The sequence below is a fragment of the Vibrio caribbeanicus ATCC BAA-2122 genome, from assembly GCF_000165125.1.
In the GTDB taxonomy this organism is placed as follows: domain Bacteria; phylum Pseudomonadota; class Gammaproteobacteria; order Enterobacterales; family Vibrionaceae; genus Vibrio; species Vibrio caribbeanicus.
Map to the genome: position 1 here is coordinate 63,318 of NZ_AEIU01000002.1, position 13,647 is coordinate 76,964.

Sequence of the window (13,647 nt, forward strand, 5' to 3'; positions counted from 1 at the left end):
CACATTTATAAATAAGATGAATGTGTTTGTTTGTGTTCTGCGTTATTAGTGTTCTTTATGCCAAACAGAGTGTTACCTAATTTTTTGTGCGAAGATATGGCTTACTTTACTGTGCTGGCCTGACATTGTCGGGCAGTGGCTTTGTGTTGAACAGACAATACTGAAATCTTCTAGCAATCTTTCCAGCTCTTCTTTGGCGCTATGCCACATTGGCAAACCAGTGCTAGAAATAAAACGAATGCTTTGGTCTGAGCAAAACTCTGCCAAATAAATTATTCCTTGAGGCTTGAGCACGCGGTTTAATTCGGTTAATACATTATGACGCGCGTTTTGATTGGGAATGCACGTGAGGACAGCACACAGAACTATGGCATCAAATTCATCATTTGCGAAAGGCAGAGCCTCAGTAGGTAGGTGTCTTAAATCAAGCTTTGGATAATCACTTAAGCCTCGATTAATCATTTCTTGTGATGAGTCAATGCCAATGATTTTGTTGTAGCCAAGCTCTGATATTTCTTGAGTGATACGTCCGTACCCACATCCAAAATCTAATATGTTGGATTCAAATGGGACAGTCGCGATAAAAGCATCCCTTGATATGGGTAGATTAAAGTTAACCAGTTCCGCTACATAATCCCAATCACTCATGGCTTTCTCCTTAGATATGTCGTAGACAGTTGATGGAACGTAATGTTTCACGGCAATTTTACTAAAATTTAATTATGATAAACAATGGTTTATTGTTGAAGTAGGTTTAGGACACACACCAATACATAAATTTCAAAAGGGGGTGTCCAGCATGATAAAAATGGCTTTAGAGATGGATATCGGTTATCCAGCAAATTTATAAGTTAGGCCAAGCTCAAAAGAATACCCAAGTTTACGTTGCACGATTGGACTCTCGTCATCATGACGTTCTATTCGACCTTTGCTAAGGACGACAAAATTATCAGACAGATCATAGAGCCCAATTAATCCAGCTTTATAAACTAAGTTTGTCGATGGATTATATTCAGCAAGCCCAGAGGCAAGCGATTCTGCCACACTTACGCCGTAAACATGATTAGATAACTTTTTGTCTCGCCAATCGACTTCGACAAAAGGGGTTAGAGAAAGATCGGACAATGGCGTGGCAAAGGTTTTGCCGAGGTGCAATTGGAGCTCACTTCCTTGGTGGACGTTACTGACGTCGTGCAAATAAGTAAGGCGAGCACCCGGTGTACCAAGTGTCACTCCGAGTTCAAGGCTACCTTTGCGCTCATTGATACCAGTTGGAATACTATCAAACGTGTCTGAGACTTCTGAAAAGCGCCAATTTCCTGAAATGCCCAAGTAAGGTAACACACTGACATTGATCAAGCTACCATCGATAAATCCATGATTACTGTAATAAAAAATCGTTGGTGTCAGGCCAAAATTTGCGGAATTGTCTGTGGAATACACCGACTGACCAAAGGTACCGCTGGCACCAACAATACCATATTCTTGGATGCTTTCTTGAGCAATGGCCATGCTCGATGTTAAAGCTAGGGTTAGGGGCAGTATTTTTTTCATCGTTTCTTCCTTGTCTTCTCAAGCAAAATTATTGGAAATCGCTTGGGTTTAGCCAAGATAAAGAACGGAGAGAGAAATTTTTTATTTCATTTTTATTATCAATTTTATTGATAGTGGCGATAAGAGACAAAATTTTGAGTCACTTGAAGTGCAGCATCATGGATATCAGAGTCGGTGCCTCCAATGATCAGTGACACCTTTTATTGACTTGCGACTTATGGGCAGATAGGTTTTTCTAATCTAGGCCAGCTAAATAGGTTTTGGCACATTGACCAACAAAACTTCGTCCTGCGTTATCCCCAGCTACCCACTCATCGATAGAAAATAAGTCAAAAAGACCGACCTTAATTAAGGTGGGAACGGCAAGGTTTAACTCTTTTTCCACTTGCCCACGCTCACCTAGGTTATATAAGTTCACGTTGTGAAGCATAGTGGCGACCGTTCCGGTTTGGACCTTGCTACCATCTTTAAGGCGCACAGAGGGCAAAACCTCGCCCTTACTAATGATTTTTTGGTTCACACTTGAGAGTGCTTCTGAATGTTTAATATGCTCTGTCATCTGAATTCTCATCGTCGGTAAGATTAATCAGACTTTACCCTATGCTTAATAGTGTCGCTTCGTGTTTTGCGACACTCTATATCGTCGATACGACAACTATTAGGCTGAGCATGAATATCACCAGTTAGTTGACGCTTTTTGTTTGAATAAGCTGTGGCTTGCTGGCAATAAATGCGATGAAGGTCCACAGGATAGATAGCAATGTGATAGCGACAAGAGGAATGTGCCAAGAATGAAATTGTTCATGCAAAGCACCAAAAAGAATCGGGCCTGTCGAAGCTAGCAAATATCCGACACATTGTGCCATTCCTGAAAGTGCAGCGGCTTGATGAGCATCTTGAGTTTTAAGGCCAATCAAAGAAAGACTTAAAATAAACCCTCCACCAAGGCTAAAACCGATAGCAAAAACCCAGAACAGCGCAAGTTGTGGAAGAACGATCAACCCAAGCAATCCCAGTATTGACCAAACGCAAGTGATGCCTGCAAGGCCACGTTTATCTTTTATTTTCGCCATTAGGGGAATGAGCACAATTGCTGGGATCGCGGTGGCTAATTGTAACATCCCATGTAAGAAGCCTGCTTCGCTTTCCGAGTAACCTTTTTCAACTAATACGCTAGGTAACCAGCTGATCAATATGTACATCATAAAAGAATTAATGGCGAGGTAAGCCGTTACTTGCCAAGCTTCAATTGAGCGCCAAAGGTAGCTATGGCTATCAATTTCAGCGGTATCTTTGCTCGGTTTGGTGTGGTTTCTGAGTTGGGGAATCCAGAGCAATATCGCGAGTAGCGGAAAAATCATTACCGTCGCGAGTGATATTCCCCAGCTTGGGATAGTACTGAAATGCCCATCCGATACCCATACCATGATGGGGTAGGCGGAGCTGGCACTAAGCGTTGATGCGAGACCCATCATCAGAACATACAAAGAGGTGATTGTGGTGACTTTTCGTGGAAAGTCTCTTTTTACTAAACTTGGCAAAAGTACATTGCCAAAGGCGATCCCTACGCCAATAAATGCAGTACCAATGTAAAGATCAATAATGGTGCCCAGTGAACGCAGACCAAGGCCAAACGTGATTAATATCAGTGCTAGCATAAGTGCTAGCTCCAAACCAATTTTGCGAGCAATCGAAGAAGAAATTGGTGAGAAAATCGCAAAAGCGATTAAGGGTAAAGTGGTGATAAAGCCGGCAAGAGTTGGTGATAAATTAAGGTCGTGTGATATAACCTCAAGAATAGGTCCTACGCCAGTGATGGGGGCTCTTAGAGCACTTGCGATAAATAATATACCAAAGATGACGAGGAAAGGGCGTTGGGCACTGCTGTTTGACATAAACAAAACTCCTTATTAATAGAAAAATACTACTCTCTTAGTTAGAATCTGAATTTATTGATATTGACAATTTATTGCTAAAAGAAGACAAAATGGCGAATTCAATTCCGAGTGGCTTTTTTAATCCAGATGCGTATCAGCAAACTGTGGTTGCATTGAGGCTTACTGAGGCGGAGCAAAACGAAGTGCCGTTTCATCAGCATCGTAAAGGACAATTGGTGATGCCTTTGTCTGGTTTTGTGAAAAGCCGAATAGAAGATGCAATTTGGATGGTGCCGCGTCATTGTGCGGTATGGATACCGAGCAAAATGCCTCACAGTAATTATGTCGCCAGTCGCTCTGATATTTGCATGTTGTTTGTTGATCCCGATATTGAGGGATTACCAGAGAAAACTTGTACCTTGTCTGTCTCTCCTTTGCTACGAGAACTGGTGGTTAAACTCGCTAGCGAGGATAAAGATTATGATCAGCAAGGTCGAGTAGGGCGGTTGGCTGAGGTGTTAATCGATGAGCTGGTGAGCATGCCAACTGAGCGTTTTGAGTTTCCAATCCCTAGTGAACCGAGGTTAAATAAGCTTGCTTACTGGATGCTCGAAAAGCCAAATAATCAAACCAGTATCAAACTCTGGGCACAGAGATTAGCAATGAGTGATCGCACCTTATCTCGTTTGGTTAAACAAGAGCTGGGTATGACGTTCGGTCAATGGCGAGCCCAACTTCATGTGGTGGTCGTGCTACAAAAATTATCACAAAAGGAGACAGTGCAGCGTATTTCAGAGGACCTTGGCTATGAGTCAGTTAGTGCATTTATCACTTTTTTCAAAAAGATGTTTGGAAAGCCGCCCGCCCAATACATGAAAGGTTTTCAGTAGCAGAACTGTCCATGTATTGACAAAACAGAGTGGTAAACGACTATTGTCATAAGGAGTTCACTCACTTCTCTACTCATTTTAAACAAAAGCCAGCGGTAAACCATTAACCCTTAATACAGCGAGCTTTCGGTCATTTGGAGTACAAAATAATGGTTACTATGCTCAATGACTGTGCAAGTACGGCCGATTTCATCGTCAAACAACTTGGTAAGAGTCGACTATTCCGCTGCGTTATTTTCCTTGAATTCAACACTGTGGCATCGCTCTGAATCCTGCATTTTGACGTCACTTGGGTATATTACTATCCTAACGGGCCTTACATTCAAACTGAATTTTCCTGAATAATGTGGTGTCTAAGTGAGAGTTAGCGAATTTTCATGGGTTAATTCTTATGAAATATTCGTTTTATAATAGATTCTGAAAAATCCTCAAAATCGTTGTTTTTAGTTCTATCAAAAAAATAAGGTGTGTGAATAAAGTCAAAAAATAAAAATTGAGCTTATTTACATGCATCGTCTTCATTGTAAGCAGCTTCAGAGAGCCTCTCTAGCTGCCTTTCTCTTCTTTAGTCATGGCAGTATTGCGCAGATTTATGTGACTCCCTCGTTAGGGTTGTCACATTTTTCAGGGGGGTGTTCGTCTCAACGTATTGAGTGCGAAAAATCGAGTTCAGCGGTCGGAGCCGTCCTTGGTTACCAAGCTTTTCCTCACTGGGCTGTTGAGCTGGGCTATCAACATTATGGAACCGTAAATGCTAAGTATCCTGCGATTGGTAGTCCCAATCACTCTGTTGATTACTCAGCGGAGATACAAGGTATCGAGTTTGGTCTATCGCGTAAGTTTTCGTTCACTTCTACGCTAGATGGAAGTCTTTCTGCTGGAATGTCTGCTTGGTTTGTGGACATGGACGGCCGAGAGCTTGCCTATTCAGTTGAACGTTCAGCTGATGGTTTTTCTCCTTATTTACGTGCTGAGTTAGGATACGCTTTATCCCAACATCTGCGCCTGAAAACGGGAATTAAATGGATTAGTTCAGTTGGTTCAGATCAAACGGGCAAATCTGAGATATGGCAGCCTTTTATCGGTCTTTCTTACGCATTTGGTTCATCAAGCAAGATGTCTGCGCCTAGTCAGCATCAAGAGGTAAATGTATCGAGTTCAATGGAACACGTGACAAATGTCGATGCAGGGGAAAGCGCGAACACAGTTCAGGAAATAACCATCTATTTTGAGTTCGACAACAGCAAATTGAGTTCGGTTTCTGAAAAAAAGCTGAAAGCCTTTGTCAGCACTGTTTTGCCGAGCCAACAAATCTCTATCTTCGCTTCGACAGATACTTTGGGCTCTAAAATCTACAACGACAAACTCTCATTCAAACGTGCTATGTCGGTACGCACGATATTGCTCGAAAGCGGACTTGATAAAAGCCAGATAGAGATTATCGCTCTGGGTGAAAGTCACAGCGCTTCAGCGAAGCCTGCTACGCGCCGATTCACCAAGGTCATCATTCACGAAAAAGAAGCCGCAACATCATTGTGATAATGGAACTACCAATATGATAAAACACATAATCCTTAGCTTTTGTATCCTATTACTCACTGCTTGTGATGGCTCGGGTGGTCTTCCAAGCCAAGATGACCAATCAACGACACCGAGTGAGCAACCGTCTACTCCAATTTTAAAAGTACAGACATTACCAACCTCAATAACCTCTGATGCCTCGGTAACGGTAACCGGTATTGCTTGGGATGACACCTCAGATATTAACGATATCGTATGGAACAGCGATCATTTGACCTTGGTCAGTCAAACACTTGAGCAACAAATACAAGATTCTAAAGAACATCCGGTTCATTACACCGCGATCTTTAAAGCCGATCATGTATCGGAGGCGACTCCAGCATCGATTCATGGACGTGCGATTTCAAAATTGACTACGCAGAGTGAATCCAAAGACATCGATTTTACCATTGAAGTCCAGACTAATCCGATTGTTTCAAAGCCTAATGTAACCTTTGTCGGTGACCTTGCAGATAAGCGCGTTCTCCACCCACAAGAATCGTTTAAATTAGTAGTCAATACGTATAGTAAAAATGCGAATGTAAACACCATTCAATGGGAGTCTGATAACAAAAACTTAACGCTGACAACGTTCGACAAGGTAGCAAAAGGAAGCAGTGATAGTGAGGAAGAGCCACTATTGTTGACCGCAACCTTTGTGGCTGAAAAGTTGACATCAGTTGATAATGCAAAGATCAAGGTCACGGTAAAAGATGATGGTGAAAATAGTGAGTCAACAACACGACAACATCATGTTGAATTGCGCCCTTGGTCAAAACCACAGGTGGTTTTGAAGATACCGAGCACAGTTAAAGCAGGTGATAAGTTAGCGGTAACGTTAGAGGCCTATGATATTGAGTCTGACGTGAATAAGGTTGAGTGGTTCACGGATAATGAATCGGTAATCATTATTCCCCAAGTCGGTGAAGGTGGTGATTTTGGCAAAGACTCTAAGGACAGTCCGCTCAAGGTTGAAGCTGAGTTTCTGACTAATGACAACATCACCATCGATCATGCGGTTAATATTTGGGCGGTAGTTAGCACACCAAATGAAAGTACTGCGACAGAAGCTCACCTAGTGACGGTGCAGCATGCGATCGCACCAGTCATATCTAAGCCTGTTGTGACCTTTGCGTCCGAGACGCCTCAAAGGCCTAGGTTGAATCCAACCAAGGAACTTACCGTTACGGTTAATACCTACAGTATTAACGCTAATGTGAGCTCGATAAAGTGGCAAAGTATGAGTAAGGACTTAGTGCTTAAAAATGCCCAAGTAATCTCGAGTGGCAGTCAGGACAGCAAAGAGCATCCTTTGTCTTTATCTGCGACATTTGAAGCACAAGATTTTAGTACGCCAAGTAACAGTCAAATCACTGTCACGGTTAAAGATGATGCTAATAACTCTTATCCTGAAACCAAAACGCTCGATGTCGACCTACAACCTTGGTCTGCTCCAACGATTGTTGACTTTCATGTGCCTTCGGAAGTCTTATCTGGAAAGGATTTGGATGTAACTTTGATCGCTTTTGACCAAGAAGATGATATCGAAAAAGTGGAATGGTTTACTGATAAAGCGAACTTCATGACGCCACCAGGTCCTTCGCTGGTCCCTGAGGAGACGCACGATTCACAACAGTCGCCATTTACGTTCGATGGAGACTATGTCAGCGGTGGGAAGTTATCTAAAGATGAGGATGTGACGGTATGGGCAAAGATCACTACTCGCCATGGTCAATCAGCAACTACAGCAAAAAAAACGGTTGTGGTCAAACAACTTACCAGACCTGTGGTTACAAAAATTACCGATGCTTTCGATGGTGTACATGCTCATCTGAACTCTGATCAACCTAAGCAAGATAAAGATCATATTATCTTATCTGCCAAAGCGAATGCGAAGCCAGCCAGTGAACATGGTGAAGGTGAGGTAAAGATAAACTCTTACTATTGGTCACAATCATCGGATGATCCGATTAGCCTCAATATTGACTCGTCGCCACAAACCATAGGTGCTCCTGATAGTGAGGCTGACATTCCACCATTAGCCATCACATTGCCAGATACCGGAAAACAAGGCTCAGAATCGCCGACAGATTATCACATCAGTTTGGTAGTGGTTGATGAGCGGGGCGTAGAGAGTAAGGCAAGAGAGTATACACTGAGCGTGAATCCTCTTACGCAACTAAGAGTGATGACTGCAAACGTCTTCTTAATTAATTCAACAACCGTTGGTGGGAATGCGAAGGATGAGAGAGTCGAAGAATACTTAAAGCTAAAAAATGATCTCTTTGGTTTTACTGATGTGGTTGCACTTACAGAAGTTTTTAACCAAAAACATGCGGATAAGTTTGCAAGCGGATTAGGTCTGAATTACCACACACCAATTTTGGGTACTGAAGGTGATTGGAATTTAACCGAAGATAACCATAGTATTCTAAATGGAATTAAAAGTGGTGGTGTGATGGTGTTGAGCCGTTACCCAATTCTATCTAAATCTCAGCATATCTTTTCTTCCTTTTGTGCTGAAGACGGTTTAGCAGCAAAAGGATTTATCCACGTTAGGATCAAAAAGGATTGGAAGATTTATAATGTTATCGCGACACATACACAAGCTGACCCTAGTGTTTTTAGTTGTTCAAATGCCAATCAAACCCGTCTTGCTCAATTGGCAGAAATTAATGACTATATCGACAGAAAAATTACCGATAAAAGCGAATATGTGTATATCCTAGGTGATATGAATATTGATAAGTATGACTCTTCGACCTATGCGAAGATGTTAACAAGTTTGCATGCGCCTGAGCCTGTATACCGAGGAATGAGGTATTCATGGGATTATGAAAAAAACTCTCTAGCATTTGCGTACAACTACCGTTCGAGTTATGTCCAGAACCATGCTCCACAGCTACTTGACCACGTACTGTATGATAATAGATATGCCAAGCCGAGATATTGGAACAATGTCATCTTGGACCCAGTTGCGAAACAGAGAGTTGAGGTAACAGTAAATATAATGGGCAATAAAGATCGCTATCACTACCCAGATTTGTCCGATCATTTCCCCAGTATTGGCTTTGAGTATTTGGATGGACAGATACCAGAACATTCATATCGCGGTCAAAATAAGCGTTATAATAAAATGAAGTTTAAGTTACTAAATTCTAATAATTATATCCGCACTGGAGATGCTCCTGATGATTGGGTTGTTGTCAAGTCGCTAAAAGGTGATTCAGGGGAGAGGTGGTCGGTTGATAGCTACGCACCCACCAACGCTCAAAAGTATCTACACAAACCAGGAATCTATCCAACGTGTCTTTTGGATAACACTTATGTGGAAGTTGAGAGTATTCATGGGCGCTGGTTAAATTGGCCATCAGGTGCTCAACATAACTATTATTATCCATTTGAAGATAATGCGTCGAAATATTTGAGCTTGGTCCACGTTGATGAGAAACGCCGTTCTGTTGAAGGTTGCATAGAGAATGGTTCTTATGTTTTGTTCAAAGACGGTTCATTCAACCACAGTAAATTTAGTTATAATGAAGTCTATAATGGATACTTTCATTCATCCAACTCTCAAGATGATGACAGAAATCGAGGAGCGATTTTTGTTGTTGAGATGGAAGAGCCTGACTATTTAGATTGGTCGGATTTACCACGCTAAATCAAAGCTATCGAGTAAAATATAATGCCTCCGTTAAGTGTTTTTACACTATGGAGGCATTCTTTTGATTAACCAGACATATTGTTATTCGGATTAAAACTCGTAATCAAGTTTAGCCCAAATGGTACGCCCTGGTTCATTGACTTGTTTGGTTCTGTCTTCGATGGCCAGAGCGTCGTTGCCACTTCCTGATTTACTGATGTGCTCGGCATAAGCTTTATCAAACACATTGTCGATACCAAGACTGACTGACAGTTGATCATCAAATTGATAAGCACCGTTTAGGGACAGTGTGCCCAAGCCACCGGTTTCACCGAGATCTTGTCCTACAATATTACCTTGCTTTAAGGCCACGCGATCTTGTTTTGCTACGACACGCCACAATGCACCTAATGACCAATCATTGACTTGATAGTTGAGTGCCAAGCGTCCTTCAAGAGGCGATATTTGTCCAAGTGCCACATTGTCGGTATCGTTATCACCATGACTGTAGGCCAAAGTCGCGGTGGTGGTGAGTTGTTCAGTCAATGCATATTCAACCGATGCCTCTCCGCCGAATACGCTCGCATCTATATTGCGGGCTTTCACCGTTGATGCGTTATCGATCAGTATGTAGTCACTGATTTTGGCATAGAAAAGCGATACAGACACTAGGGCATCACCTGTGTAACTCCAGCCAATATCGAGTTGATTGGTTTTCTCTGGGCTAAGTGTCAATGCTTTGCTTGCTCTCATGACTTCCCAATAGTCGGCGATACGCTCAGAATGTCCAATACCAGCATAAAACTTGTGTTGAGCTAGGGTATGTTCATAATGAAGGAAGCCACTAAACAAATCGTCGTTTTGTTTGTTTTGTTTATTGTCGGCGGCCCAACTCCCGAGCAACTCAGTTTGCCAATAATCATATCGTAACCCGCTAAAAATTGTTCCTTGATCAAGTTGATGCTCGATCTCGGTAAATAGTCCCCAATTTTTTTGACTGAACAAGTCTTGATAATTTGCGGATTTGAGTTCGTCAAGATTTTTTCCGCCACGGAAATCTTGTAATTGGTCAATATGGTCAATACCAATTAGTGTGGTTGTTTGAGGAGCTAACTCCAGCTCTGTCCAAATGTGGCCACCAAATGTAGTACGACGCGGATTAGAGCCAGATTCTTTACCTTTATCAAACTGATCCATAATGTGGTCATTTTGATTCCAGTAACCTTGGAATTCCAGACTCCTTAATACGCTTCCATCAAACGACTTTTTGGTAAGTAGCGACCAATTCTCATTGTCTATGGTACGGGCTTTATTACCTCTATCTGCATATTCGGCTTCACCGCTCGAATTTCCATAGCCTAGTTCGAACAGGCTATCGGCAGTTGGAGTAAAGCCGATAGCTGTATTGATGGTTTGTCTATCGTAACGAGACTGAATTTCGTTGCCTGCACCATCTTTGAAGTTGTTGCTTTTTGAACCATTAACGTCGAGATTCCAATAGTAACGCTCGTTTCCTGCCGTCAACTCGGTTAGGTAATCCTGTCGACCAAAGCTACCAGCCGTTAGACTTGCTCTACCTTCTACCGTAGGGTCAACAAAGCCTAGGTGTTCACGCTCAAATATAACGGTTCCAGCGGAACCAACGGGTCCGTAGCGAACAGTTTGAGGGCCTTTGATGACCATTACCTGTTCATAAGTTTCCGGGCTGATGTAGTTCGTTGGAGGATCCATTCGTCCACCACAGGTACCGGCGAGTTGTTGTCCATCATTTATGACGCTAACTCGTGAACCTGCTAGACCGCGTAAGCTGATATCACCGCCTGCGCCGCCTTTTCGAGTAACGCTGAATCCGGGGATCGTTTTTAGATAACCAGAACCGTCGAAAGAAGGAATGGGCTGTCTTGGTATTTTGGGGTCAATAACGGTAGTAACTCCTTCGGAGACAGATTCTGCCGTAATAACCATGGGCTCTGCGCACTGCTCGCTGTCACAGTTTTCTGTAGCAATTGCTGTGGCTGGATACCAAAGCGTTGCAGGCAGAAAAAGAGCAGCGGTAATTTTATTTTTGTTCATAGTTTTTATTTCGATTATTATAAAATGCTTGCTCATGGTATTAGGTGTTCAGCGATGAACAATCTCGAATAGGCAAACTGTGACAAATGGTCGCAGGGCAGTATGATTTATGTTTTATTGGGGTATTCTTTTGATCGTAAACAACTGTTTATTATCCCGAAAATTACTAGTGATATTTTTGTTATTTTGGCTGTATTGGTAAATGAATTCTCTAGAGCAATGGCTTTTTAAACAATGTGGTGAAAAACTGACTCCACTTTTTGTTTTGCTCCTTTGTCGTAGCGCTTGGCTTGGCGTCATATGGCTGTTTTTTTTAGCTGATTTAGCACCAATAAGTATCAGCATACTCGTAGTGACAACATTTTTGCATTTGCTGAGTATTAAGCAATTTGGTGGACTAAAGACACCATTAAGTCGAGTAATGGTTGGCCAAATCTCACTTGATTTGATTGCGATGACTTTACTATTAGTGTTCAACGGTGGTGCGACAAACGCATTTGTGACAGCATTATTGCTTCCCGTTGTATTCGCTTGTATTAGTCTTAAGTTTTGGTTCTGTGTCAGCTTTACCCTTATCGCAATGGCGGCTTACAGTATGTTGATGTGGAATATGTCGAATGATATTGGACATGACACACATATGGCGCATCATTACATGGCGATGTGGGTCAACTTTATCCTCTCAGTAAGCATTATCTCGGTGGTTGTTGGCTCAATGGCGAGAATGGTGGCTAAAAGGGAAAAAAGGATCTCTCAGCAGAGGGAGAGGCAGTTAAGAGAAGAACAAATTTTGGCGATAAGTATCGCTTCAGCCCAGGTAACTCATGATATCGCGACGCCACTTGCGACAGTACAATTGTTGTATGAAGAACTCAAGGATCAGTATCCTGAAGACCCACTAATACGCACGGGTGAGAGTGCGTTAAGGGATTGTGCCACCCAGCTTAACCAATTTCGTCGACAAATTGATGTTATTCGAAATGGGACACCAAATTGGTTGAGTGTGAAAGAGGTCCTCGATACATTTTCCGATGCTGCACTGCTCTATTTTCCACAACAGAAGTTACAATTGCCTGCCAATGTGCCCACTGGTAAAATTTGGTCTGATGATATGTTACTTCCTGCTTTGGTAAACTTGCTACAAAACGCGGTCGCCGCTAATCAAGAAGCAAGTCAAAATCAGCTTGAATTGCATTGTTATGAACGAGAAAATCAATGCATCATCGAGCTGAAAGATTTTGGTTTTGGTTTGAGTCAAAAACAACTTCAAGACTTGGGTTATGAACCGGTCAAAAGCCATCGTGGGTTGGGTATTTCTGTGTTTCTGTCGAATGTGACTCTGAGTAGATTAGGGGGAACACTGGAGCTTGAAAATCATCACGCTGGTGGTTGCCTCGCTCGTGTATATTTAAATTATAAAAGAATGACCGATGAAGCTGTTAATCATTGAAGATGATCCTAATTACGCTGACATCATGGCTTGTCGAATGAAAAGACATGGCTATGAATGTGAGACAATAAATCATGCAGATTTAGTACTACATAGAGCGAGGCTCTGGAGGCCGACTCATATTCTATTAGACTTAAAGCTTGCAAACGAAAATGGGATGGATCTTATTGTGCCTCTTCGAGCTGCGCTCCCTGAAGCAAAAATCGTATTACTAACGGGTTTTGCAAGTATTGCATCTGCGGTAGAGGCGATGAGAAGAGGAGCAAGTGATTATTTGTCAAAGCCAGTTGACAGTAATACTTTGCTGAATGCCCTGAATGGGGAAATGAACGTGCAGGCAACGGAGTTAAAAACCTCAAGTCCTGAGCAACTGGTATGGGAGCATATCCAACAAGTGCTGGCGACCAATAATGGTAATGTATCAGCGACAGCGAGAGAGCTCGGTATGCACAGAAGAACTCTGCAGAGAAAACTGCAAAAGAAAAGCAATTATCTGTCTTAATCGGCATCCAAGTAACTTTAAGATATTTGGGTCAACAGCACTAGGGCAGGTGACATTTTTTGAATAAAAAAAACCGCCCAGATGGGCGGTTTTGCTAT

10 protein-coding genes are annotated in these 13,647 nt (G+C 42.3%); 5 read left to right on the forward strand and 5 right to left on the reverse strand.

Translation table 11 applies throughout. The features are described from left to right. Positions 1 to 72: 72 nt before the first annotated feature. The 4 genes from RH40_RS00295 to RH40_RS00310 form a co-directional block, all read right to left on the reverse strand. A complete protein-coding gene (locus RH40_RS00295; protein WP_009599229.1) occupies positions 73 to 648 on the reverse strand; it encodes a class I SAM-dependent methyltransferase in 576 nt (191 codons plus the stop codon). Positions 649 to 831: 183 nt separating this feature from the next. Continuing rightward, a complete protein-coding gene (locus RH40_RS00300) occupies positions 832 to 1,554 on the reverse strand; it encodes a MipA/OmpV family protein (RefSeq protein ID WP_009599230.1) in 723 nt (240 codons plus the stop codon). 235 nt (positions 1,555 to 1,789) lie between these two features. Next, a complete protein-coding gene (locus RH40_RS00305; RefSeq protein WP_009599231.1) occupies positions 1,790 to 2,113 on the reverse strand; it encodes a DUF7709 family protein in 324 nt (107 codons plus the stop codon). Between the two features lie 124 nt (positions 2,114 to 2,237). After that, positions 2,238 to 3,449, reverse strand: a complete 1,212-nt coding sequence (locus RH40_RS00310) for an MFS transporter (protein ID WP_009599232.1) — start codon at positions 3,447 to 3,449, stop codon at positions 2,238 to 2,240. A gap of 92 nt (positions 3,450 to 3,541) precedes the next feature. On the opposite strand from RH40_RS00310, the gene RH40_RS00315 reads away from it, so the two are divergent. From RH40_RS00315 to RH40_RS00325, 3 genes are all read left to right on the forward strand, one after another. Continuing rightward, positions 3,542 to 4,321 (forward strand): AraC family transcriptional regulator, encoded by a 780-nt coding sequence (locus RH40_RS00315; RefSeq protein WP_009599233.1) that lies wholly within the window; start codon positions 3,542 to 3,544, stop codon positions 4,319 to 4,321. A 507-nt stretch (positions 4,322 to 4,828) separates the two neighbouring features. Further along, positions 4,829 to 5,860 (forward strand): OmpA family protein, encoded by a 1,032-nt coding sequence (locus RH40_RS00320; protein ID WP_009599234.1) that lies wholly within the window; start codon positions 4,829 to 4,831, stop codon positions 5,858 to 5,860. A gap of 16 nt (positions 5,861 to 5,876) precedes the next feature. Next, positions 5,877 to 9,542 (forward strand): sphingomyelin phosphodiesterase, encoded by a 3,666-nt coding sequence (locus RH40_RS00325; protein ID WP_009599235.1) that lies wholly within the window; start codon positions 5,877 to 5,879, stop codon positions 9,540 to 9,542. A 93-nt stretch (positions 9,543 to 9,635) separates the two neighbouring features. On the opposite strand, the gene RH40_RS00330 is transcribed toward RH40_RS00325, so the two are convergent. Next, positions 9,636 to 11,597 (reverse strand): TonB-dependent copper receptor, encoded by a 1,962-nt coding sequence (locus tag RH40_RS00330; RefSeq protein ID WP_009599236.1) that lies wholly within the window; start codon positions 11,595 to 11,597, stop codon positions 9,636 to 9,638. A 202-nt stretch (positions 11,598 to 11,799) separates the two neighbouring features. Between RH40_RS00330 and RH40_RS00335 the strand changes: the two genes are divergently transcribed. Together RH40_RS00335 and RH40_RS00340 are read left to right on the forward strand one after the other, a co-directional pair. Continuing rightward, positions 11,800 to 13,047 (forward strand): sensor histidine kinase, encoded by a 1,248-nt coding sequence (locus RH40_RS00335; protein WP_009599237.1) that lies wholly within the window; start codon positions 11,800 to 11,802, stop codon positions 13,045 to 13,047. After that, a complete protein-coding gene (locus tag RH40_RS00340) occupies positions 13,028 to 13,549 on the forward strand; it encodes a response regulator transcription factor (protein WP_009599238.1) in 522 nt (173 codons plus the stop codon). Before RH40_RS00335 ends, RH40_RS00340 begins: the two co-directional genes overlap by 20 nt. The last annotated feature ends 98 nt before the right edge of the window (positions 13,550 to 13,647 follow it).

What these genes read in the sequence shown, in the direction of transcription:
- RH40_RS00305 (WP_009599231.1), bottom strand. Translation starts at nt 2,113, where the DNA reads ATGACAGAGCATATTAAACATTCAGAAGCACTCTCAAGTGTGAACCAA.
- RH40_RS00325 (WP_009599235.1), top strand. Translation starts at nt 5,877, where the DNA reads ATGATAAAACACATAATCCTTAGCTTTTGTATCCTATTACTCACTGCT.
- RH40_RS00320 (WP_009599234.1), top strand. Translation starts at nt 4,829, where the DNA reads ATGCATCGTCTTCATTGTAAGCAGCTTCAGAGAGCCTCTCTAGCTGCC.
- RH40_RS00335 (WP_009599237.1), top strand. Translation starts at nt 11,800, where the DNA reads ATGAATTCTCTAGAGCAATGGCTTTTTAAACAATGTGGTGAAAAACTG.
- RH40_RS00310 (WP_009599232.1), bottom strand. Translation starts at nt 3,449, where the DNA reads ATGTCAAACAGCAGTGCCCAACGCCCTTTCCTCGTCATCTTTGGTATA.
- RH40_RS00340 (WP_009599238.1), top strand. Translation starts at nt 13,028, where the DNA reads ATGAAGCTGTTAATCATTGAAGATGATCCTAATTACGCTGACATCATG.
- RH40_RS00330 (WP_009599236.1), bottom strand. Translation starts at nt 11,597, where the DNA reads ATGAACAAAAATAAAATTACCGCTGCTCTTTTTCTGCCTGCAACGCTT.
- RH40_RS00315 (WP_009599233.1), top strand. Translation starts at nt 3,542, where the DNA reads ATGGCGAATTCAATTCCGAGTGGCTTTTTTAATCCAGATGCGTATCAG.
- RH40_RS00295 (WP_009599229.1), bottom strand. Translation starts at nt 648, where the DNA reads ATGAGTGATTGGGATTATGTAGCGGAACTGGTTAACTTTAATCTACCC.
- RH40_RS00300 (WP_009599230.1), bottom strand. Translation starts at nt 1,554, where the DNA reads ATGAAAAAAATACTGCCCCTAACCCTAGCTTTAACATCGAGCATGGCC.